The organism is Chlorogloeopsis sp. ULAP02 (genome assembly GCF_038404745.2).
Classification (GTDB): Bacteria; Cyanobacteriota; Cyanobacteriia; order Cyanobacteriales; family Nostocaceae; genus Chlorogloeopsis.
Window position 1 is genome coordinate 72,110 of the sequence record NZ_JAYKTT020000071.1, and the last position, 22,317, is coordinate 94,426.

General features: G+C 41.4%; 17 protein-coding genes and 1 pseudogene. 11 read left to right on the plus strand and 7 right to left on the minus strand.

Going from position 1 to position 22,317, the window contains the following annotated elements; all coding sequences use genetic code 11:
- Positions 1-33 precede the first annotated feature (33 nt).
- Positions 34-498, minus strand: a complete 465-nt coding sequence (locus tag U2718_RS25170; protein WP_341995935.1) for a hypothetical protein — start codon at positions 496-498, stop codon at positions 34-36.
- 134 nt (positions 499-632) lie between these two features.
- On the minus strand, positions 633-1,103 hold the full coding sequence (locus U2718_RS25175) for an MgtC/SapB family protein (RefSeq protein ID WP_341995933.1): 471 nt from the start codon (positions 1,101-1,103) through the stop codon (positions 633-635).
- A gap of 696 nt (positions 1,104-1,799) precedes the next feature.
- On the opposite strand from U2718_RS25175, the gene U2718_RS25180 reads away from it, so the two are divergent.
- Positions 1,800-4,151, plus strand: a complete 2,352-nt coding sequence (locus tag U2718_RS25180) for a putative PEP-binding protein (RefSeq protein WP_341995931.1) — start codon at positions 1,800-1,802, stop codon at positions 4,149-4,151.
- A gap of 66 nt (positions 4,152-4,217) precedes the next feature.
- On the opposite strand, the gene U2718_RS25185 is transcribed toward U2718_RS25180, so the two are convergent.
- Positions 4,218-4,877 (minus strand): DUF1361 domain-containing protein, encoded by a 660-nt coding sequence (locus U2718_RS25185; RefSeq protein WP_341995929.1) that lies wholly within the window; start codon positions 4,875-4,877, stop codon positions 4,218-4,220.
- A gap of 296 nt (positions 4,878-5,173) precedes the next feature.
- Between U2718_RS25185 and U2718_RS25190 the strand changes: the two genes are divergently transcribed.
- Positions 5,174-5,329 (plus strand): hypothetical protein, encoded by a 156-nt coding sequence (locus tag U2718_RS25190; protein ID WP_341995927.1) that lies wholly within the window; start codon positions 5,174-5,176, stop codon positions 5,327-5,329.
- Between the two features lie 25 nt (positions 5,330-5,354).
- On the opposite strand, the gene U2718_RS25195 is transcribed toward U2718_RS25190, so the two are convergent.
- Positions 5,355-5,831, minus strand: coding sequence for a hypothetical protein (locus U2718_RS25195; protein WP_341995925.1), 477 nt, complete (start codon positions 5,829-5,831; stop codon positions 5,355-5,357).
- Positions 5,832-7,099: 1,268 nt separating this feature from the next.
- Between U2718_RS25195 and U2718_RS25200 the strand changes: the two genes are divergently transcribed.
- The 4 genes from U2718_RS25200 (at position 7,100) to U2718_RS25215 (ending at position 13,350) form a co-directional block, all read left to right on the plus strand.
- Positions 7,100-9,835, plus strand: coding sequence for an MGH1-like glycoside hydrolase domain-containing protein (locus U2718_RS25200; RefSeq protein ID WP_341995924.1), 2,736 nt, complete (start codon positions 7,100-7,102; stop codon positions 9,833-9,835).
- A 190-nt stretch (positions 9,836-10,025) separates the two neighbouring features.
- Positions 10,026-11,543: an alpha-amylase family glycosyl hydrolase gene (locus U2718_RS25205; RefSeq protein WP_341995922.1), complete on the plus strand. Its 1,518-nt coding sequence runs from the start codon at positions 10,026-10,028 to the stop codon at positions 11,541-11,543.
- A gap of 213 nt (positions 11,544-11,756) precedes the next feature.
- Positions 11,757-12,554, plus strand: coding sequence for a DUF1269 domain-containing protein (locus U2718_RS25210; protein ID WP_341995920.1), 798 nt, complete (start codon positions 11,757-11,759; stop codon positions 12,552-12,554).
- Positions 12,555-12,693: 139 nt separating this feature from the next.
- A complete protein-coding gene (locus U2718_RS25215) occupies positions 12,694-13,350 on the plus strand; it encodes a DUF1269 domain-containing protein (RefSeq protein ID WP_341995918.1) in 657 nt (218 codons plus the stop codon).
- A 258-nt stretch (positions 13,351-13,608) separates the two neighbouring features.
- Here the strand turns inward: U2718_RS25215 and U2718_RS25220 are convergent, their stop codons facing one another.
- From U2718_RS25220 to U2718_RS25230, 3 genes are all read right to left on the minus strand, one after another.
- Positions 13,609-14,328, minus strand: a complete 720-nt coding sequence (locus U2718_RS25220; protein WP_341995916.1) for an ABC transporter ATP-binding protein — start codon at positions 14,326-14,328, stop codon at positions 13,609-13,611.
- Positions 14,329-14,530: 202 nt separating this feature from the next.
- Positions 14,531-15,211 (minus strand): energy-coupling factor transporter transmembrane protein EcfT, encoded by a 681-nt coding sequence (locus U2718_RS25225; RefSeq protein WP_341995914.1) that lies wholly within the window; start codon positions 15,209-15,211, stop codon positions 14,531-14,533.
- Positions 15,204-16,127, minus strand: coding sequence for an energy-coupling factor ABC transporter permease (locus tag U2718_RS25230; RefSeq protein WP_341995912.1), 924 nt, complete (start codon positions 16,125-16,127; stop codon positions 15,204-15,206). Before U2718_RS25230 ends, U2718_RS25225 begins: the two co-directional genes overlap by 8 nt.
- A 743-nt stretch (positions 16,128-16,870) precedes the next feature.
- Here U2718_RS25230 and U2718_RS25235 point away from each other — a divergent pair.
- From U2718_RS25235 to U2718_RS25255, 5 genes and pseudogenes are all read left to right on the plus strand, one after another.
- The gene (locus U2718_RS25235; RefSeq protein WP_341995910.1) at positions 16,871-17,902 is read left to right on the plus strand and encodes a multicopper oxidase domain-containing protein; all 1,032 of its coding nucleotides are present in this window, start codon (positions 16,871-16,873) and stop codon (positions 17,900-17,902) included.
- 435 nt (positions 17,903-18,337) lie between these two features.
- A pseudogene (locus U2718_RS25240) lies at positions 18,338-19,365 on the plus strand (ComEA family DNA-binding protein).
- Positions 19,366-19,629: 264 nt separating this feature from the next.
- The gene (locus tag U2718_RS25245; RefSeq protein ID WP_341995908.1) at positions 19,630-20,064 is read left to right on the plus strand and encodes a bacterioferritin; all 435 of its coding nucleotides are present in this window, start codon (positions 19,630-19,632) and stop codon (positions 20,062-20,064) included.
- 148 nt (positions 20,065-20,212) lie between these two features.
- Complete coding sequence (locus tag U2718_RS25250; protein ID WP_341995906.1) at positions 20,213-21,157, plus strand: FTR1 family protein; 945 nt, start codon at positions 20,213-20,215, stop codon at positions 21,155-21,157.
- A 158-nt stretch (positions 21,158-21,315) separates the two neighbouring features.
- Positions 21,316-22,149: an MOSC domain-containing protein gene (locus U2718_RS25255; protein ID WP_341995902.1), complete on the plus strand. Its 834-nt coding sequence runs from the start codon at positions 21,316-21,318 to the stop codon at positions 22,147-22,149.
- The last annotated feature ends 168 nt before the right edge of the window (positions 22,150-22,317 follow it).

A 22,317-nucleotide genomic window follows, 5' to 3' on the forward strand; every position in this document is an offset into this window, starting at 1 on the left:
AATTAATCGTAAATTTCAAGAAGGGAGATGGCTTTATGATTTTTTCCCTATGATTTCCATCTTGGTAATAATGGATTCTTGACGACTTTTCCCACACGGTTCAGCACTTTGACAATCACTAACCGATGCTATTTCATAATAGATGCGTACTTTCTGATTCAAAAAAGTTTTTTCTTGCGCACACATCTCAAAATCTGCACCAACGTTATGCTCTTTTCCATTTTCGTCTACTAAACTTACGTAACAAAGAAGGTCGCCATTTTGTATACTTTTGACTGTACCAACTGTTGGTTGTTTGGATGAAGCTGGCTTTGTGGTATTAGCGTTGTCTTGATTAGCAGTAGTGGTTTTGACAGAATTACTCTGGGGAGTATCTTTTTTGACTTGAGTAATGGTGTCTTTTTGAGTTTCTGTAGAAGTATTATTCTGAGGATTATCGCAGCTAGAAATTAAAATTAGGCTAGAAGCGATCGCAATTGTTGAAATCAGCTTTTTCATCCGCGCATCCTTAATTAATACCTCGCTCACACACCATATCAACTAGTTCAAAGCGATACGATACTTAGCTTATAGTATAAAAATTACGATGTTTAGTAATGTATAGTATAAAAAAAGATACAAAGTTACTATAATTATTGCAACCTTTTTAAGACGTTCAGAACCAAAAAAGACAACACAGTACTAATTAATCCTAATTGCCATAAACCACATCCAGCCGCTATTCCCAAAGCTGCTGATATCCAGATAGCTGCTGCTGAGGTAAGTCCACGAATTTTAGTACGTTGGGATTCTTCAGGCGATTCACGTAAGATTTCTCCAGCGCCAAGAAAACCGATACCAGCTGCAACACCTTGGATGACACGACTGAGAGGATCGTAATCTGCTGAAACAGCAGCCGTTTGCAAGATGACAAGAACAAATAATGCCGAACCAACACTAACCAACATATGAGTTCTTAAACCGGCGGGTTTACGTCTTAGTTCACGTTCTAAGCCGATAACTGCCCCAAATAGCAAAGCGAGACACAACCTAAAGGTTAGGTTAAACCAATCATGAGGTGAAAGGTAGTATGTATTAATCAGTAATAATGATTGGGATGTCATATTTTTTATTCAAAAGACGCGATTCAAAAGCGATCACGACGGTATAAAATCCACATATCTAATGTTTTGCAATTACTAAAGCTGACTTCATGCCAGCATACGGAACTAGTCAAGGGATGTCTTTAGTAAAGAGGAGGAATATTCTGTACAATTTGTCTTTTTTAGTTCTCAAACTCTCCCCTTGCTACTGTTATTCTGGTATAATCTGGAAAGTTCCGGTATAGATTTTCTTTTCTCAGATGCCCTGCAAGCAGACCAACAGAGCAAAGCTCACGGGAAAACACCCAAGAGTTTACCTCGGCTCTTTGCTACGCTTCCAGATGTGTTGATTACAGACATACAAATGTCAGGGTAAAAACAAAATCGCTAATTAGATAAATACCATCTTTAGCATTTTCAGTATAGCTAATTCACAACTCTAAGAGCTAAGATCATTCTGAGCAAGCAGACGAGAGAATTTACCAGCTTGGACATCAAGAGGCTCTCTAGAAAAGTTAGTAAAAATTTTATTAGCACATACGTGCTGCCATTGTGGTGATTTAATTTAATAAACAGAAGCCTGCAATTATCATAGTTAAACCCGCTCATACATTAGCTAGCAGTAATTTTGATAAATAACGAAACACCACTAAAAATGGATTTCTCTGGTTTTAACTAGAGATGATGACAACCGATAACTGACAACTGACTAACTGAGTGGACAAACTCTACTGGCTTGAGAAAATTAAACTGCAAGATCGCGCCGAAGTTGGTGATAAAGCTTTTTATTTAAGCAGAATCATGCATCGTAGTTATCCGGTGCTACCTGGTTTTGTGATTGCAGCATCAGTTTTGCGAAAATTTCTAGAAAACCTCAATAGTTCAGAGGCGCTAGTTGCTGACTTACCTCACTCCTCCTTACATTTAGATGTGAATAATTGGCGTCAACTTCGGCAGGTAGCTAGTGGTCTGCGTCAGGAGATAATTAATGCTACGGTACCACCCCAATTGTTGAACACAATCCTCAAAGCAGCTAGGCAATTAGAAACTAAATATCTGATTTTTCGCCCCAGCTTGATGCTTCCAAATATGAAACAGTCTGTTGGGAGCATATCTGGATTGCTGGAGTCACAAGTTTGTTGTTGTGAGCCAGAAGCGATCGCCATGGTACTCAAGCAAACTTGGAGTCAGCTGTTTCGAGCTAGAAGTTTACTATATTGGCAGCAGGTAGAGATTGATTTGCAACAAATTAATTTCGCAATTCTAGTACAACCAATTCAAAATGCGATCGCCTCTGGCTTGCTCGTTGCTAACTCTTCAGGATGGGAAATTCAAGCTACTTGGGGATTGGGAATGGCGATCGCTTACGGTGAAGTTCTACCAGATTCTTACTACATTCATCCGGAAACTGGTGCAGTGTTGGAGCAACAATTGGGGAACAAAACCTTAGCATATCAAATTGACAAAACAAATTATAGAGTTGATTTGCAACACATAACTTTGTCTGGAGAAATACCAGAGTGCTCATGTTTACAAACCAACTTTATAGAAGAAGTTCAACAAAAACAGTATGCTCTACCAGAAGAAAATTTACAACAATTAATTGGATTAGCGAAACAAATTGCCAAAGAGTTTGGCAAAAACTTTACCTTAAAATGGACAATTCCACAACAAGAATCCTCTAGAGCGCTTTATCTAACCCAAGTCATCGCCCCTCAATTAGGTATTTCTAATTTTCATTTTCTCAAAGGATTGGGAACAGCAGCAGGACGTGTCACAGCCACTGCCCATGTGATTGCTAATTCCCGACAAAAACCAGCACAAATACCCAAAGGAGTAATTTTAGTCACACCAGTTATTACACCAGATTGGTTACCAATCTTGCAACAAGCAGGCGGCATCATCACTGAGCAAGGAGGATTAACTAGCCATGCTGCGATACTGGCAAGAGAATTGGGAATTCCAGCAATAGTGAATTTAGCAAATGCCACAACTTTCATTCAAAACGGTGAACGAGTGCTGATAGATGGTGAAAAAGGAGAAGTTTATCGGCTCGGCATGAACACAGTAGAAGATGTAAACAAACAACAAGAAAATCAGACAAGAAAACACCTAGAAGAACTCTCTCCTCATCACCCTACCCACTCGATTAACTTCGAGCAACCGATGACTGCTACTAAGTTACTAGTTAACTTGAGTCAACCGAGTCTGATTGAGCAAGTGCAATCCTTGCCTGTGGATGGAGTTGGATTATTGCGCTCAGAACTGATGTCGCTCAATATCTTAAATGGAGAGCATCCTAATACTTGGTTGAACGAGGGGCATCAAACACAATTGTTAGAGCGTTGGTGCGAAACTATTATGCAGTTTGCTCGTGCTTTTGCACCACGACCGATTTTTTATCGCTCTTTGGATTGGCGATCGCACGAATTCTCATCTTTAAGAGATAATTTACCATCTTCTCCAGCATCAATGCTCGGAGAGCGAGGTACTTTTAGTTATCTAGCGAATCCCGCCCTTTTTGAAATAGAACTCACTGCTTTGGCAACCGTACAAAAAGCTGGTTATACTAACATCCACCTACTTTTGCCCTTTGTTCGTACTTTAGAGGAATTTCGCTTTTGTCGGCAAAAAGTCGAACAAGCAAAATTGACTCAAGTACCTCAGTTTCAATTATGGATAATGGCAGAAGTACCAAGTGTGCTGTTTTTATTGCCAGAATATATCAAAGCTGGGGTGCAAGGTATTTCAATTGGAACAAATGATCTAACTCAACTACTGTTAGGAGTAGATAGAGAGCAAGGGCAGCTAGCACAAGCATTTGATGAACGTCATCCGGCGGTAATAGGTGCCATAGCTCAACTTATTCGCATGGCAACAGAAGGGGGAATTCCTTGCTCAATCTGTGGGCAAGCTCCAACGTTGTATCCAGAGATTGTTGAGAGCCTAGTTAAATGGGGTATTACTTCTATTTCCGTAGAACCAGAAGCCGTTTCTAGGACATATCAAGCCATTACTCGTGCTGAAAAACGCCTGCTTTTAGAAGCTGCACGGCGACAAATACAATAGTTAGTAAGTACAGACGCGACGAACATCGTGTCTGTATGCTCAGTGTTTGCTGCTTAATCTTGAGAGTTAATTGTTAGTATTGATACTTTGAGAAGGAATATCTATACTATTGTTTCTTTGCTTTATAAAACCAAGAGTCACTCGTTTCATCAACCAATACAAGCCAACAAGTATGCCAAAAGTTATAGTGATAATAACTAATGGTTGTTTACCAAGAATTTCCTCTATCCCTTTAGTTAATAAAGCATCTGGTTGAGTTACAAAGTCCCAACTATTGAAACGTAAAAAACGCCCCCAATAAATACCAATAGCACATAAAGCATGGGTAATGATTTCAACCCAAAAAATCCATTGACTCTTACCAATACGATGCAAATAGTAACCCAAATTAATTAGAGAGATGACGTAAGCTTCAAAACCAGCCAAAATCACTAACACATATACCGGGATTAACACGAGGCTAATTATCCACACAGATTGAATTGTACGGATATCATGAATTAGGTGAATGACATCAGTCAACAAATAAGGCGCATTTGGTAAGAAAGCGTAAAATACCACCAAACCCAACCACCAAACCCAAGAACGTCCACGTTTAATCCGAAATAACCAAATACTTAGAGCCAAAGGTATAAACGCCAGAAATAAATTCCAAGTCATCCAACGTATATTTATTTGTAAGACTTGTATAATTCTGTCCATCAATTCAATCAGATCCGCTTTCATTGCTACTTCCTCTGAAGATGTGTGTGAAGATTGGTTATTTCCTTGTGAGCGTGAACCTACATTGTTGACAGATAAAACAACTAAAAGCTGACTATTTTTTCTGCCAACAGTGAATCAGTTTCATTTCACTCTAAATAAAGAGTCGTGTATATATGAAAACTGAATCTGTGACAGTATAGTTAGGAAGGGGGTGGTTCGGAATCCTTGTGTTAATCATCTAGTATAGCGATAACAACACTATAGGCAAATCTTTCACACAAAATTTTTTATTGTGGAATATTACCATTATCTTAACTATGTTATCAATTTCATCTTATTTAAGTGATATTCCAGAAAGTATTCACTCACACAGTAGCAAGAAACTATGGCGATCGCACTCGTGGCGGGTGCAGCACAGGCAGAAAAATGCAATTGTATTTGTCGCCATCCGTGCGTTACACCTCGCTTCTTGAAATCTAGATATTTTTAGCAGTGGTACTACTCAGTCTGACTACAATACTTATTCACCTCACCTGCTAAGATATCAGACTGTTTAGCAGCGATCGTGGCTACTTTTAAAGCATTATCAATTTCATCTCTAGTCTTTTGTAGTTTATCTCTACCAGATGATGAAGCTTCTGTTAGCTTTGCTGCACCAAGAGCCTTACCAGCCTTGTTAATATTTTGACTAAGAGTTGCAAACACTTTGACAAAACGGGTTTGAAATTCTTGAAGCTTAGGATCTTTAAAGTTTTTTTCTCCAATATTTTTAGCCACAGCTTCCAAATCTTGAGCTAATTTCAAACTTGTGATCACTTGAGTGCCTTTATTTGTCTCTAAAAGAGAGGTTCCATCATTTACAGCCGTAATTAGTCGCTGGCATTGAGAAGCTTTGCTGTCGTCACAACTGGTAAGAAATAGAACTAAGCTGACGCTAACAGGAATAATAAGGGTATATTTACGCCAAACAGACATTTATACTTTACTACCAATAAAATCTAAATCATAGTAACCAATGATTCAGTATGATTGGGGTGTGTTCCGATAATTTGAAACCTCAATCAAATTACCATCAGGATCGCGTAAATAAAGAGATTCAATTTCTCCTAATGCTCCTGTTCTACTCACTGGCTCCTCTACAATTTTTACACTACACATACTGATATAATCTTTCACCTAAGATAGTGGTGTCGTTGTAATGAAACAAATATCTGCCGAGGCAGGTGTGGAATGAGCAGAATCCTCAGAATAGATTCTAATTCAGAGCTAGAAGTCATTTTGGCGCATTAGACATTGACAAGATTATGAGGCGATCGCCACTGCAAAAGAACTAGCTCAGATTAATGCTCTGTATTCCTACCCTGCGAGAAGGCGTTCGTGTAGCGTGTCCCTTTGCGACTCAGCGCCTAAAGTGTTAAACTCTGCGTTCCCACCGAAGCTTTGATCGCCGGAAGCCGCTTGCGCGTCTACAAACTTCTCTCTGCGTTGAAAAATAAACTCAAACATTTGGGATGCTCCTCAGACAAAAGCGTTCTCATCCGCTGTAATTTACATATTTTTAGCAAAATCACCTTATTTATTACTTATCACATTCTTATTTCTTTGCTGTAATGTTAAATCTGTTACAAAATAACATCAATCAAAGCTATTTTTTCAATGCATCTCACCTTCAACCAGATGTAATTGGTGTTGGTGTTCGCATATATTGTGAAAAAAAATGATTTTAATTAACAAGTTTATTCGCAACTAAGTGTTAAGTTGCTGAGTTTAAAGATTTCATATTTTTATTAAATCTTTTTTAGGTTTGTGGCACAGTCTTACTTCAATACTCTTGAAGATAATTGGACTGATAGGCTTGCCATGTCTGCTTTTTCAAACGCCTGTCATACTTTATTTTTTCTTGTTTGCTTACAATCCAGCTAATCTAGTGATGAACTCAGCTATTAATTTATTCCTTAATTTTTCTCAGTTCGGTTGAGTTATAAATTTCAGACCAATGTATTATTTTCAATTGAGATTTATGTAGTCTAGGGTATATTCTTTTTGGATTTTTTAGAATAATTTAATCTTTAAAGTTCAGAATGTTTATAAACTCAAAGATAAGAGTTATTAATTTTTGGCTAGAAAAATTATCTGTACCTAACTGGCATTTGTTTAATAAATTAAAAAGATGATATCAGCATTAACTGTCTAGAGATTTCACACTGCTGAAAATCTAAGATTCACACGATCGGGAGACATCTATGACTGCGGAAGAACAAAGGCTTGAGCAAAACCGCACTGGCAAAACCGATTGGTACAAATGGGGGCCGTATTTGAGTGAGCGGCAGTGGGGTACTGTACGCGAAGACTACAGTTCTGATGGGAACGCCTGGAATTATTTCCCACACGATCACGCGCGATCGCGAGCATATCGCTGGGGAGAAGACGGTTTGGGTGGTATCACCGACAACCATAACTTGCTTTGCTTTGCACTGGCACTATGGAATGGCAAAGATCCTATTCTCAAAGAGCGGTTGTTTGGGTTGACTAACGGTGAAGGCAACCACGGCGAAGATGTGAAAGAGTACTACTTCTACATCGATAGTACGCCCACCCATTCTTACATGAAGTACCTCTACAAATACCCGCAAGCAGAGTTTCCTTACGATGATTTACTCAGCACCAATCGTCGTCGCAGTCGTTATGAACTGGAATACGAACTTTTGGATACGGGCATTTTTGACGATGATCGCTACTTTGATGTGTTTGTAGAATACGCCAAAGCAGATGTCGAAGATATTTTGATTAAAATCAGTATTATTAATCGAGGATCACAAACAGATCCTATTCATGTGCTCCCGACTTTGTGGTTCCGCAACACTTGGTCTTGGACAGACGGTGGAACAAAGCCTGTACTCAAAAAAGTTGAGGGAACGAATAACAGTGTAGTGCATGCTCACATCACAGATTCCTTGCTCAATCAATATATTAGCGACTATTACTTCTACTGCGATGGTTTAGTTCCGCTGCTATTCACGGAAAATGAAACAAACAATCAGCGGCTGTTTAACACACCTAACGCCAGTCTTTATGTAAAAGATGGCATCAATAATTACATTGTACATGGACAGCGGGACGCCGTTAATCCCCACAAAATTGGCACAAAAGTTTCACCCCATTACGAAATCAATATTGGAGCCGGGGAGACAAAGGTAATTCGATTGCGCCTTTCCAAATCTGCTCCGATTGATATCAGTGAGGAATTTGGCGCTGAATTTGACCAAATTTTTATGACTCGTCTAAAAGAAGCAGATGAGTTCTATAAAGCCGTGACTCCACCATCGGTTCTAGCGGATAGCGATCGCACGAATGTTATGCGGCAAGCACTAGCTGGGATGATGTGGACGAAACAATACTTCTATTACGATCTCGATAAATGGCTAAGGGAGCGCAACGTCACCCCTTGGACGCTGGCAGCCCAAAGAAAGCATGTGCGCAACAGCGATTGGTTCCATATGCATAACGACGATATTATTTCTATGCCAGACAAGTGGGAATATCCCTGGTACGCAGCCTGGGATCTGGCATTCCACGTCATTCCGATCAGCTTGATCGATCCGGACTTTGCCAAAAATCAACTGATGCTGATGCTGAAGGAAGATTACTTGCATCCAAATGGTCAAATCCCTGCCTATGAATGGAATTTTAGCGATGTGAATCCGCCAGTACACGCTTGGGCAACCTGGGAAATTTATATCCGCGATCGCGAACTCAACAACGGCGTCGGGGATATTGAATTTCTCAAATACGCCTTTTCCAAATTACTGATCAATTTTACTTGGTGGGTCAATCGCAAAGACGAAGGCGGAGACAACTTGTTTCAAGGTGGATTCCTGGGATTGGACAACATTGGAGTGTTTGATCGCAGTTCACAGTTACCCACAGGCGGCTATCTCGATCAAGCAGACGGCACTGCCTGGATGGTTTTTTTTAGTCAGCAGATGTTTGAGATTGCAATTGAACTAGCACTCCACGATCAACTCTACGAAGACTTTGCGATTAAGTTCTTAGAACACACCATGTGGATTGCTGGAGCAATGGATCGGATGGGTGAACATCAAGACGAATTGTGGGACGAAGAAGATGGTTTCTTCTACGATGTACTGCGTTTTCCCGATGGCAACTCCACTCGTCTCAAAGTGCGATCGCTAGTAGGTTTATTGTCTTTGATGGCAGTTGTTGTTTTCCCTAGTGAAGCTTTTGCAAAACTGCCACGCTTTAAGGCAGAAGCACAAAAGTTCATTATGCAGCACCCCGAACTTACTCATAATATTCATCTACCTAATCAGCCCGGACATCGAAATCGGCTAATGCTGTCTATCTTAAACGAAAATAAACTACGCCATGTGCTCTCGAAAATGCTAGATGAATCTGAGTTTCTCAGCGATTATGGCATTCGTTCCCTTTCCCGCTATCACTTAGAGCATCCTTACAGCTTCTATCACGCGGGACAAGAGTACAAAGTAGGATACGTTCCTGGTGACTCTACCTCAGGTATGTTTGGTGGCAATTCTAACTGGCGTGGCCCCATCTGGATGCCTGTCAATCTCTTACTGCTGCGAGCACTTTTCCATCTCTATGCCTATTACGGCGATTCTTTTACCGTAGAATACCCCACAGGATCTGGTAAGCACCTATCGCTATTTGATGTCGCCCAGCAAATCAGCGAGCGAATTGTGAGTATTTTTCTCAAGGATAAATCTGGTCGTCGTCCAGTTTATGGCGGTGCCGAGAAATTCCAGACAGATCCCCATTGGCACGATCTAATTTTGTTCTACGAATATTTCCACGGGGATAATGGTGCAGGCATCGGTGCTAGTCACCAAACTGGATGGACGGGCTGCGTTGCGCGTATTATCCACGCTTTGGGCTACTTTACTAAAGAAAGAGTATCAGATATCACAACACCTGGAGAACTCTCAAGGTATCGGGCTTAAGTTGCTTACCTGCATCGAACAACAGAATTGTCCTTAAGCAAACTTTGCTACAGCTTTTTCTTGAATCGACCCAGCAGCGTGAATGGTAGAGTCATTGATAAACAGGGTGTAGGGAGCAGGTGTTCCCAATTTTCAAGCCATTTCCCACATCCAGGAGCAAAGCGACGATAAAAATGGGAGGTTCCAAGCCATGTCAACGCCTATGTATCCCCTTTTATACCAGGTCAATACTCGTGTCTGGATACAATTGCTATCCAAGCAATTGCATCGTCCAGCAACACTAGATGATATTCCTGACAAAGCCCTCGATGAAATAGCCAGCTTGGGATTTGATTGGGTTTATTTCCTGGGAGTTTGGCAAACAGGGGATGCGGGGCGAGGTGTTTCTCTGTCAAACCCAGAGTGGTTAGAGGAATATCGACGACTGTTAATTGACTTGTCCGATGAGGATATCTGCGGTTCTTGTTTCGCCATTAAAAATTATGCTGTCAGCGATCGCTTAGGTGGTAATACAGCAATGGAACGACTGCGCGATCGTCTCCACCAGCGCGGACTCAAACTGATGTTGGATTTCGTTCCCAACCACATGGCTGTTGATCATGCCTGGGTGCAAACCCATCCCGATTTTTTTGTCCAGGGAACCGAGGCGCTACTAGCACAAGAACCTCAAAACTATTGCCAAATCACCTTACCCTCTGGTGAAACCATCTTTGCCTATGGACGCGATCCCTACTTTGCTGGTTGGCCGGATACACTCCAACTCAACTATGGGAACCCTTTACTGCAAGCGGCAATGCTAGGTGAATTATTGACAATTGCTCAATTCTGTGATGGAGTGCGGTGCGATATGGCGATGCTGATTTTACCAGAAATTTTTCAGCGCACCTGGGGCATTGCAGCCGAACCATTCTGGCAAATTGCCATCCCAAAAGTACGGCAATATCATCCCGGCTTCGTCTTTATGGCAGAAGTTTACTGGGATTTGGAATGGACTTTACAACAACACGGTTTCGACTACACCTACGACAAACGTCTCTACGATCGCCTGCGCGAACAACACGCCCAACCCGTGCGCGAACATTTTTGGGCAGACTTAGACTATCAGAACAAGTCTGCTCGATTTCTAGAAAATCACGACGAACCTCGTGCTGCTGCTACCTTTCCACCCGATGTGCATCGTGCTGCCGCCATCCTCACCTTTTTGAGTCCGGGTTTGCGCTTCCTGCATCAGGGGCAGCTAGAGGGCTTTATCCATAAGATTTCGGTGCATCTCCAAAGAGGCCCCAGCGAAATTATTAACGAAGAACTACATACCTTCTACTACAAACTGCTAACCTGTTTGCGGCTGCCAATTTTACGAGAAGGCTCCTGGCGACTGCTCAACTGCACTCCCGCCTGGGATGGCAACTGGACGTGGAATAATTTCATCAGCTTTTCTTGGCAAGAACCCGGACAAAATCGGTTGCTGGTGATTGTGAACTACGCATCCTATCAGAGCCAGTGTTATGTAACTCTGCCTGACGACGACTTAACAGGCAAGTCATTTCACCTCAAGGATTTAATGAATCCTATTGTTTATGAGCGCTCCGGTGACAGTCTAGTCTCTGGTCTGTATTTTGATATACCGGGATGGGGCTACCATGTGTTTGACTTGCAGCCCGTGAGTTTGCTCCAACACCCTTTAGAAAATTTGGTCTCAGCATCATGAAATTCGGTGACACCTATTTAACTGCTCTAGATACTACATCTTTAATCTGTGGCAGTGAGCGACAAGAAAATTTAATAGGGGTTCTACGTCGGAGATTTATTTCACCTCAAAACCCATGCTCCGAGAACGCCTACACAGCTGTTTTTGGGTTAGCTCAAATCTGAAAGCTAATCCAATGATTACTCTCCAACTCAAACTAAGGAGCAAACCAACATGGAAAAAATGGTTGTAGTCGTTTTCGACAACGAAAGCAAAGCTTACAGTGGTTTGAACGAACTTAGAAAGCTGCATCAGCAGGCAGATATAGTCCTCTATGCGATCGCAGTCATTGCTAAGGATACAGACGGTAAAGTTGATGTGCGCCAAGCCGATGCAGGCCCCCTTGGAACCCTCTTCGGTGCAGCCCTAGGCAGCATGGTGGGTATGCTTGCAGGCCCTGTTGGCATGGCTGTAGGAATGGCTAGCGGCTCTCTTGGCGGAGCAGTGAGCGATATATCCCAGATGGGTATTGACCTTGAGTTTCTCGATGATGTCAGCAGAGTTCTAACTCCAGGTAAAGCAGCGGTTGTGGCATCCATTGATGAATACTGGACAACTCCTCTCGACACATCAATGGAACCACTGGCAGGAACAGTATTCCGTAAACTCCGCACCGAAGTCATTGACGATCAGCTTGATCGCGAAATCCGAGAGACTCAAGCAGAACTGCAAGCATTGGAGGAAGAATTCAATGCAGCAACGGCAGAACAGCAGGCTAAACTCCAAGCCAAAATTGATGCCACTCGCAGCAAACTCCAATCCAAGGTTGATGCGGCAAACAAGTGGATGGAAGAAACCAATCGTCAGTTTCAAGACAAAGTCAATGTACTGCAAGAGCAGGCAAAAATTGCTAGCGACAGAAGAAAAGCTCAGATACAGAAGCAGATTGCAGAAACTCAGTCTGATGTAGCACAACGGCAGGAAAAGCTTAAGCAGGCATCTACCTTAGCGAAAGAAGCCCTGACTGTCTAGTTAGATTCTGTTCAGAATATGCTCCGTTAAGCTACTTGTCTAACACAACTGCCTTCAAGCCTGATGTCACAGTATTTGGCTAGCGTAGATTTCGACAATTCATACCTTTTAATCAAGAGCAAAAAAGGAGAAATGAATCATGAGTAACAATCCAGTTCAAGTTATTGTGGCAGCGTTCAGCACACCCGACGGTGCAGGTAAAGTCATGACAGATCTCAAGCAGGGTAAAAAGGCAGGGTTAATCGGTATCCAAGATGCCGCAGTTGTTGTTAAAGACACTAACGGTAAAGTTAAGATTACTGATGCAAAACATCGCACAGCCAAAGGCTTGGTTACCGGTGGTATACTCGGTGGCTTGGTTGGGCTACTAGCTGCACCGTCGGTTGCAGCGATTGCGGCGGGCGGTGGTGCGATCGGAGCACTCATTGGTAAGTTGAAGAACGCTCCACTCAAGGCTGAAATGAAAGAAATTGGTTCAGCCTTACCTCCAGGCAGTTCGGCGATTGTAGCAGCGATTGAGCACAACCAGGAGGCACAATTGGAAGCTTTAGAAACTGCACTGGCAGAAGAAGCCGAAAGAGTCGTCCGCGATTCGCTCAAGGCAGATATTGCCGAGCAGTTAAGTGCAGGTGGCAACGTGCTGTATACCGCAGGTAGCGGCACAATCGCATCAGGAGTTGGTCGCGTGGCTCAGACACCCCAAGGAACTCAATTCAGCGGTATCCTCACCAGTGAAGATGGTGTCTTCGTAGAGGACGCGCAAGTCACAAACGAACCATTAGAGACAGCTAAGTAAAAATATGCCGCTAGAAGCTGGCAATAACTAGCTCTATCAACTTGATTTCTTTAGATGATTCTTGTCAAGAACGCCTAGCTTGTCAACAAATCGCACAGCAATAGGCGTTCTTGGCTATTCATTACTCAAGCCAATTTTAGGATGACAAATAAATTTAAAATATACCTGCCTCTACTAACCAGTTATTAGACTGTTAAGTAAGTATTATTTCTAGAAATTAGATATCTTTTCCTTCTGCCATCTGCCTTCTGAATAACTTCACCAATCTACAGGTAAACCCAACCTTTCCAAAGTATCTGCTTCTTTTAACAGTGGCTGAATCTCAGTGTCTATTTGAATGCAACCCCCAGACAAGACTAAAGCACGTTGAGTAACCTTGCCTAACCAATGCAAATCATGTGATGCGATTAACATCACCTTTCCTCGCCACTGTAATAATAGTTGAGCAAATTGACGACGCCATGACGGATCAAGTCCATTTGTCGGCTCGTCTAAAATCAAAATTTCGGGTTCGAGGGCTAAAATTGCAGCTAAAGCAGCAAGGCGTCTTTGCCCTCCAGACAATTCGTGAGCAGAACGGTTGGCGTAAGCTTCTAAACCAAAATCAGCTAAAAGTTGCCTGGCTTTGTCAATTGCTATTGCTGGTGATACACCGTAATTACGTGGCCCGAAGGTAATATCTTCTAGTATTGTTGGCATGAAAAGTTGGTCATTGGCATCTTGAAAACCAAAACCGATTTGACGACGCACTTGTGGTAAAGTTTTTGGTTCTACGGGAATGCCATTAATCCAAATCTTCCCGCTTTGGGGTTGTTTTAAGCCGATAATATTTTCAAGCAAGGTGCTTTTCCCAGAACCGGTTGGCCCCATTAAAGCTACACGATCGCCTGCATTGAGGGTAAAAGAAATTTCTTGTAAAACAGGTTTAGAGTTGGAATAAGTATAAACTAAATTTTGAACTACTAAGGCTTGTGACATTCTTGGAGTTAGTGGTTAGTAGAGGCGGGTTTTGCTGATGATTTTTGGGCTGAAAAAGACAATTTATCTTCTAAACCCGCCCGTATAGTATTTAGTAATTAGTAGGGGCGGGTTTTGTTGATTATATGAACGGTTAAAACCGACAACTTATCTTTTAAACCCGCCCGTACAGTGGTTAGTATTTAGCAGAGAAAACTAATGACTAATTGTGAGTTATGAGTTCAAAACTCAATATTCGATGAGAAGTTAGCGTCAAACAAAAAGCGATCGCACAAGCTGCCAGCACGACAAAACGCTCTTTTGCTTTTAATGTGGAATCTACTGGTAATGTACCTTGATAACCACGAGCTACCATTGCAGCATAAACTCTTTCTGCCCTGTCTAAACTCCGCAGATACAAGCTACCGATCATGGCAGCGCTGGTGTAGCGTAACCATCCAGCAGTGCCATTCATACCTCTAAGTTGTGCTGCACGCTGCATCCGCGTTACTTCATCCAGCAAAATTTCTATATATTGTCCAGATAATAGTAAGCTTTCCTTTAAACCACCTGGAACAGGCAAACTCTTGAGAGCAATGCCAAAGCTGTGTGGCGGCAAAGTTAACAAAAAACTATTCATTGTAAGCAAGCAAATTAAGGAACGAACAAGCAGAAAACTAGCTCGTTCCCATCCCAAAGGTAATGCTAAAAAGGATAGAAAAATTAATTCTGCACCCAATAATCCTGTCAGTTTACGAATGGGTACACGTAAAAGAATAGCCCAAATAAATGCGATCGCACCATATATAGCCAGCCAATACCAAGCATGGTATTTTAGCAAGGCTGTGCCAACTACAATCACTAAAGATAGCTGTAAGCGCAACGGTAATGAAAGTCTAAGCATTATTCGGTTTCACCACTTGTGCAATACCAAAGGCAACAGCAAAGCAAACACCAGATCCAATAATTCCAGCGATACTTGTGCCGATGGGGCCTAGACCCTCTATGCTGTAATCTGCAAAGGGTGTTGGTACTGATACTCGTATTTGTTCTGCTAAATTAATAAAGCCCAAGTCTTCAGCAACTCTCTCCAAACCATCTGGCCATGCTGAAGCTATTAAAGACAATATACCAGCAATAAGTAGAATACTCACTACTGGTACTAACCATCCTTGTAACTGCTCTTGTGTTCCTGGTAACAAATCTGGCCGTGCTGTAGACAGATAAGCTAATACACCTCCGGTGATCAAACCTTCGCCGACACCAATCAAAATATGCACACCTGTCATTGCTGGTAAAACTATGTTAACAGGTGCAGTTCCTGAAAGTGCCAACTCAATAGCAGCAACTATAGCGGCTGCGACTACGCTTACGCCAGCGGCAATCCCAGCAGCTAAGGGCAACCTTCCTCTAGCTCCTCCCAGCAAACGCTGCAAAGTTTGAGTTAAGCCCCAGCCTACCCACACGCCAACTACTGCCATGTTAAAAATATTTGCTCCTAAAGCAGTGATGCCTCCATCGGCAAACAGCACAGCCTGAATAATTAAAACTGTAGCGATGCACAACGTACCTGCCCAAGGGCTGCCAAGGACGATCGCTGCTAAAGTTCCTCCCAATAAGTGACCGCTAGTGCCACCTGCTACAGGAAAATTAATCATTTGGGCAGCAAAAATGAAGGCAGTAGTTAAACCCAGCACCGGTGCGCGTCTGATACCAAAAGCATCTCGCGATCGCCCTAAGGCAATACCCAGTGCTGCCACACTCAATGCACCAGTTGCTGCTGCTACCGGCACAGAAACAAAACCATCAGGAATATGCACTATGTGCCTCCATTTTTGTTTTTATTTGCATTGTGTTTAGTAATTAATAAAACTACAGCACAAATTAATAAAAAACAAATTTTTGGTCTCTTTTACAATGCCCTATTGGGGGATTTACTAGTATTCCTAGAGGATTATTGACAATAATCTTTTTATCAATTAATTTACATTTTTATTACATTTTTATTAATTGTAAAAATATAATAATTTACTTTTGATAATTTACAAAATTTGTGTCGAACATTTACAAACATACTCGTTTCAACTAACCAATAAATTATTTAACGAGTATCCACAGAACCAATATTAAGTATAGATAATTACTAAATCATCATGTTCTAATTACATTACCTGCATCTGGTTAATAACAGCTTAGTTTAGATAAATAAAAACCTTTTTTGTTAAAAAACTGTTGAAATAAGCACACTATCAAGTATGTTATCGAGGCGAAACCAAGCTACCTAACAAAAAGTAAGATACTTGTATGCAGCTCATAGTAGTACTGTCTTTGTTAAAGCACTACTCAAAACTAATTATGATTATTAACAGTAACTTACTTAACTCCTTGTAATTTCTATAACCGAGCAAAGTCTCATCTCTGTGGCTGGCTGGAGAATGTAAATTGAGTTTTATATACAATTATGAAAACATTTAGAAATTATTGACATTAATTCTTAATTGCTCTTCAATAAAATTAATTGCAAAAATTGCAGTTTATTTTGAATTGCAATCTTACATCTGCTATGCCCAATCACTTGAGTCTTAGCCAAGAAAAAATAGTAAGTCGTCGTCAGCTATTGAAACTTGGGTTAGCAGGAGCTGGTGTTGCAGGAGCAGCGGCAGTGTGGCATCGGCTAACTACCCAGAAATCGTTGGTAAGAATACCACCCTTGGAGATGGAGGCATCTGCAAAAAGTGCTGCTAATCCTGTACAGTTCATTCGAGATTTTGATTATGGAACGCTAAAGCGAGAAAATGGGCGGACAATTCGAGAATTTAGCTTAACTGCGGGGACTTCGGCCATACAGCTAAATAGTGCTATTTCTTACAATATATGGGATTTAAATGGCCGCATTCCAGGGCCGACACTGAGGGCAAAACAAGGCGATCACGTGCGGGTGTTGTTTCTCAATCAGGCAGGGCATTCTCACTCTCTGCATTTTCATGGTATCCATCCTGCGGCAATGGATGGTATTCGTCCAGTTAGTAACGGTAGTGCGGCGATTTATGAATTTGATGCTGAACCTTTTGGCGTTCACCTTTATCACTGCCACATTGAACCAGTTACCCGGCATATTGCTAAAGGGTTGTATGGGATGTTTATTATCGATCCACCCACTCCGCGTCCACCCGCAGATGAAATTGCCCTGGTAATGGCTGGGTATGACGTCAATGATGATAACCACAATGAATACTATGCATTTAACGGCTTGCCCGATTACTACATCGAGCATCCGATCCGCATTTACCAAAATCAGTTAATTCGGTTATACGTCCTCAACATTATTGAATTCGATCCTGCTGTTACCTTTCACCTGCATGCCAACTTTTTTGATGTTTACCCTTTAGGGATGACTCTAACTCCTAACCAAAAAACAGACGTAATCACAATGGGTGTAGCAGAACGACATATCTTAGAGTTTGCTTTTCGCTATCCGGGAAAATATATGTTTCATCCTCATCAAGATGTGATCGCAGAACATGGATGCATGGGACAATTTGAAGTTATTGATGAGCATGACTCTATCAAATCAACGAAAAAGTCTCTAGTGTGAAATTTTACCAGCTTCCGTTGACAGATGTATTTTGGAAATTTGCCGTTTGTTTCTAGTTATTGGTGAAAGAGTTTGTTTGGGAATACACAAATATAATTAATTGGGCAAAATTAAACTCACTCGTGGAGACAGGGGGCGGGGAACAGAGTTGGGCAAAACAATGTGTGTAGTTAATTCTGTGTGAGTACTTAATTAATTTACTGATATCATTTTAGACTGTAATTGCTAAAGATTTTCGACAGGCTCTAATCCTTGATCAGCAAATTCAAATAATTTATTAAACTTGCTCGTTAAAATCAGAAAGCTAGTTGATAAAAAATCTCATTACGTGCAAAATTGACATAGCAAAAAATACGACAAGATGTCAAATTTAACTGCTGGTATAGCTTCATAGTCTTTCTATGACTAGCTTTTAAACATCACTTAGGAGCAAAGATGATAAAATTCCGTTATATTTGCTTAAGCGTCACTGCCTGTGAATTGTGACTTTGAGTGCCTGTAATAGCGGCACACCCACAGCAGAAAATTCACCTGCATCTAGTAATGCTAATCCTGCAACGCAAACCACACATATAGGAAGTCATAGCGGACATAGCAGCAATAAGAAAGTTAATATTAATACTGCGATTTTATCCGAGTTGGATAAATTTGAAGGGCAGTTAGGTATACCTGCGTTATCGCATAAAATTCAGGCAAGCCGTCCTTATGGTAGTCCAGAGGATTTAGTGACTAAAAAGGTGATTACCCAGGAGCAGTTTGACAAAATCAAAGACCAAGTCACTATTGAGGAAGTGGTTCTTACTGGTGAAGCTAAAGATGTAGATTATATGACCAAATTGGGGTTGATGAAAGGGCATCTGATAGTAGCACAAGAACTTTTAGATAAAAATCAGCCAAAACAGGCAGAACCACATATTGGGCATCCAGTAGAAGAAATTTATGTTGATGTAGAAGATCAACTCAAAGAGCGTAAAGTCAAGGAATTCAAGACTACTTTGATCAGCTTACAAGATTTGGTAAAAGCTAAACCTAAAGATGCCAAGGTGAAAACCGATTTGAGTTCTTCCATGCAAGCAGTGGATGGAGCGATCGCGGCTTTAAGCGAAACTGAACGTACTAATCCTCAATTCGTTCTCCAAGTGATTAATGGCTTGCTTGATGCTGCCAATTCGGAATATGGCGCAGCAATAGCCGGCGGCAAAGTGTCGGCAGCAATTGAATATCAAGACTCCCGTGGCTTTGTAGTGTATGCTAACGACTTGTACAAAGGTATTTCTAGTCAAGTAGCGAAAAAAAATCCCACAGCACACAAAGCTATTGAGACGAATATGGCTGAACTGTTGAAAGTTTGGCCTAGTGTTACTCCACCTGCAAAACCAGTCAAAACACCAGAAGAAGTAACCAAGCTGGTGAAAACCATTGGACTGGAATCACAAAAAGTGATTGATGCTTCTGGTACCTAAGCACAAAAATCATAATAGTCGAAATGAACGGAAGCTAGATTAGCCTTGGTTTTAATCTTAAGGTTAGGAGTTTAAAATTTAGTCAGAAGTGAAGAATTATGAGTAGAAGAAAATGGCTGATTTAGTCAAGAGCTTTTAATAAAAGCAAGCTTCGATTAAATTTGTCCGTGTAAAAGTTAATAGTATTATTGATAACTCATAATTTTTCACCTTACTTATAACTCCTCAATGATAACTTTGGCTTTTAGCGTGAATTAACTACTAATGGAAGAACTTGACCACAAAAAGACAATCGACCTGCTAAACTCCATCATGGAATTTGAACTAGCAGGAGTTGTACGTTATACACATTATTCCTTGATGGTGAACGGGCCTTATCGTATTCCCATCGTAGATTTTTTCAAAGCGCAAGCAAGTGAGTCTTTACTTCATGCCCAACAGGTAGGAGAAATTCTCACAGGTTTAGATGGGCATCCCAGTCTTAAAATTGCGCCGATGGAAGAATCTTACAAGCACTCTGTTAAAGACATCTTGGAAGAAAGCTTGGCACACGAAAAGAAAGCTCTAGATTTGTATAAAAAATTGCTAGATGCTGTTACTAATGCCAGTATTTATTTAGAAGAATTCGCTCGAACTATGATTGGACAGGAAGAGATGCATAATCTTGAACTGAAAAAAATGTTACGCGATTTCGGTTAATAGTCAGTAGTCATTAGTCATTGGTAGGGGCGGGTTTTGTTGATAATCTTGCCGTTCAAACTGCTAATTTATCTTCTAAACCCGCCCGTACTAGTTATTATTTATGGCTTTTGACTAATGACAAAAGACAAAGGACAAAGGATAATTGATGGATTTTAGTACTGCATTACCTACTTTTGTGATTACGCTCCGAGAAGGAGTGGAGGCTGCCTTAGTTGTTGGTATTGTCATGGCTTTGCTCAAAAAAGCAAAAGCTACTCGGCTCAACCCTTGGGTATATGCTGGTGTTGGCGTTGGCATTGTCATTAGCGCACTTATAGGTGTGCTGTTCAGTTTTTTGATTCAAGTACTAGGGACTATTAATCCCCAGTACACTTCTGTAGTTGAACCATTAATGGAAGCTACCTTCAGCGTTTTGGCGATCGCCATGCTCAGTTGGATGCTCATCTGGATGACTAAACAAGCCAGATTTATGAAAGCCCAAGTTGAAGGAGCGGTGACAGATGCCTTAAAAAGTAACTCTAATGCTGGTTGGGGCATTTTTAGCTTAATTTTAATTGCAGTTGTACGCGAAGGCTTTGAAACAGTTCTGTTCATCGCTGCCAATTTTCAACAAGGGTTAATTCCCAGCCTCGGTGCAATTGCTGGGATTGTGGTTGCTGCCCTAGTGGGTGTACTTCTGTTTAAATGGGGTGTCAAAATCAATATCAAGCAATTTTTCCAAGTGATGGGTATTTTGTTGGTATTGATTGTGGGTGGATTAGTTGTTTCAGCATTGCATAATTTTGATGAAGCTGTTGCTAACCTTGCCCTTAGTAACCGTGCTTCGGAAAGCCTTTGTTTTTATTATGAAAGGTTTACCAAAATCCACTCTTGCATTTTAGGGCCAATGGTTTGGAACACTGCCAACATTTTGCCCGATGAAAAATTCCCTGGTATTGTACTCAAAGCTTTATTTGGTTACAGACAACATCTCTATCTCGTACAAGCGGTAGGATATGTTTTATTTCTGTTGACAGTTGGGGGTTTGTATTTGCGCAGCATCACAACAGGATCTGCTGCTGGCAAAATCCCAGTCAAGACTGGAAACTAGGGACTAGGGGAGCCAGCGCGTTGGGCGGCTTTGCCGACTTGTAGACGCCCGTCAGGGCGGCTTCCCGGAGGGTAGCGACTGGCGTGCTAGGGCGTGGGAGATAAAATTATAGATCTAATCCCCGATCCCCAATCATCAGTACCCAGTAACCATTTCCAATGCACAAAATTTTCGTTCACCAATTATTTATTTATCCATTTAAAGGGTTAAGCGCCCACCAGTGCGATCGCGTCAACCTGCAAGTAGGGCATGGCATACCAGGCGATCGCGCTTTTGCTTTGATGTACAAGCAAGATATAACAGATACCGATTCTACAACTGTGCCTTGGATGAAGAAGCATAACTTCGCTATCCAAAATGATTGGCATGGGCTGGCGGCGTTGGATTGTTTCTACGAGTCGGCTAGCGGCAATTTAACAGTTAAGCGTAAAGGTGTAGAGTTATTATTTGCCAATACCAACACTACCAAGGGACGCGATTTAATTTCTGCCTTTTTCACTGGCTACCTAGCAGGAATTTACCCCAGCCAAGCCGCGAGACATCCTCACCGCGCACCTTTACAACTTGTGGGAGAATTTCATAAAACCCGCTATCCCGACCGAGAAGCAGTACATATTTCTCTTGTCAGTCGAGAAACTATTAATCATTTAAGTGAGTTAGCTATACAACCAATAGATGTACTCAGGTTCCGTCCTAATATTGTTGTTGAAAGTGTACCCGCTTGGCAAGAATTTGATTGGGTGGGGCAAGAAATCCAAATAGGAACAGCACGAATTGCTATCACAGCGAGAATTAATCGTTGTTTAAATATTAATGTAAATCCTGAAACTGGGGAAAGAGATATAAATCTACTTTCTTTATTACAAAAGCATTTTCATCATACGCAGACTGGAGTTTTGGCACAGGTAATTAACGATGGTTCTGTGGCGATTGGCGAGCAGTTAATATTTAATAATACATCAGCCGAACTCACCTTGAGTCGCAGTAAATAATAGATTGATTGCAAAATCCAATCGTAGGTGAGAACGAACACTGTCTTGGAAAGCTTTGAAGTTCCCTCCGGGATCTGCGCGTAGCCGCAAAGCGTCTACAAACTTTCCGCAGATAAACACAGATCCACACGGATAAATTATCTGTGTTTATCTGTGTCCATCTGTGGT

Excerpts from the sequence above, each read along its gene's own strand:
- U2718_RS25250 (WP_341995906.1), top strand. The coding sequence starts at position 20,213 with ATGGATTTTAGTACTGCATTACCTACTTTTGTGATTACGCTCCGAGAA.
- U2718_RS25220 (WP_341995916.1), bottom strand. The coding sequence starts at position 14,328 with ATGTCACAAGCCTTAGTAGTTCAAAATTTAGTTTATACTTATTCCAAC.
- U2718_RS25210 (WP_341995920.1), top strand. The coding sequence starts at position 11,757 with ATGGAAAAAATGGTTGTAGTCGTTTTCGACAACGAAAGCAAAGCTTAC.
- U2718_RS25235 (WP_341995910.1), top strand. The coding sequence starts at position 16,871 with ATGCCCAATCACTTGAGTCTTAGCCAAGAAAAAATAGTAAGTCGTCGT.
- U2718_RS25245 (WP_341995908.1), top strand. The coding sequence starts at position 19,630 with ATGGAAGAACTTGACCACAAAAAGACAATCGACCTGCTAAACTCCATC.
- U2718_RS25175 (WP_341995933.1), bottom strand. The coding sequence starts at position 1,103 with ATGACATCCCAATCATTATTACTGATTAATACATACTACCTTTCACCT.
- U2718_RS25190 (WP_341995927.1), top strand. The coding sequence starts at position 5,174 with ATGTTATCAATTTCATCTTATTTAAGTGATATTCCAGAAAGTATTCAC.
- U2718_RS25215 (WP_341995918.1), top strand. The coding sequence starts at position 12,694 with ATGAGTAACAATCCAGTTCAAGTTATTGTGGCAGCGTTCAGCACACCC.
- U2718_RS25185 (WP_341995929.1), bottom strand. The coding sequence starts at position 4,877 with ATGAAAGCGGATCTGATTGAATTGATGGACAGAATTATACAAGTCTTA.
- U2718_RS25170 (WP_341995935.1), bottom strand. The coding sequence starts at position 498 with ATGAAAAAGCTGATTTCAACAATTGCGATCGCTTCTAGCCTAATTTTA.
- U2718_RS25205 (WP_341995922.1), top strand. The coding sequence starts at position 10,026 with ATGTCAACGCCTATGTATCCCCTTTTATACCAGGTCAATACTCGTGTC.
- U2718_RS25195 (WP_341995925.1), bottom strand. The coding sequence starts at position 5,831 with ATGTCTGTTTGGCGTAAATATACCCTTATTATTCCTGTTAGCGTCAGC.
- U2718_RS25200 (WP_341995924.1), top strand. The coding sequence starts at position 7,100 with ATGACTGCGGAAGAACAAAGGCTTGAGCAAAACCGCACTGGCAAAACC.
- U2718_RS25225 (WP_341995914.1), bottom strand. The coding sequence starts at position 15,211 with ATGCTTAGACTTTCATTACCGTTGCGCTTACAGCTATCTTTAGTGATT.
- U2718_RS25255 (WP_341995902.1), top strand. The coding sequence starts at position 21,316 with ATGCACAAAATTTTCGTTCACCAATTATTTATTTATCCATTTAAAGGG.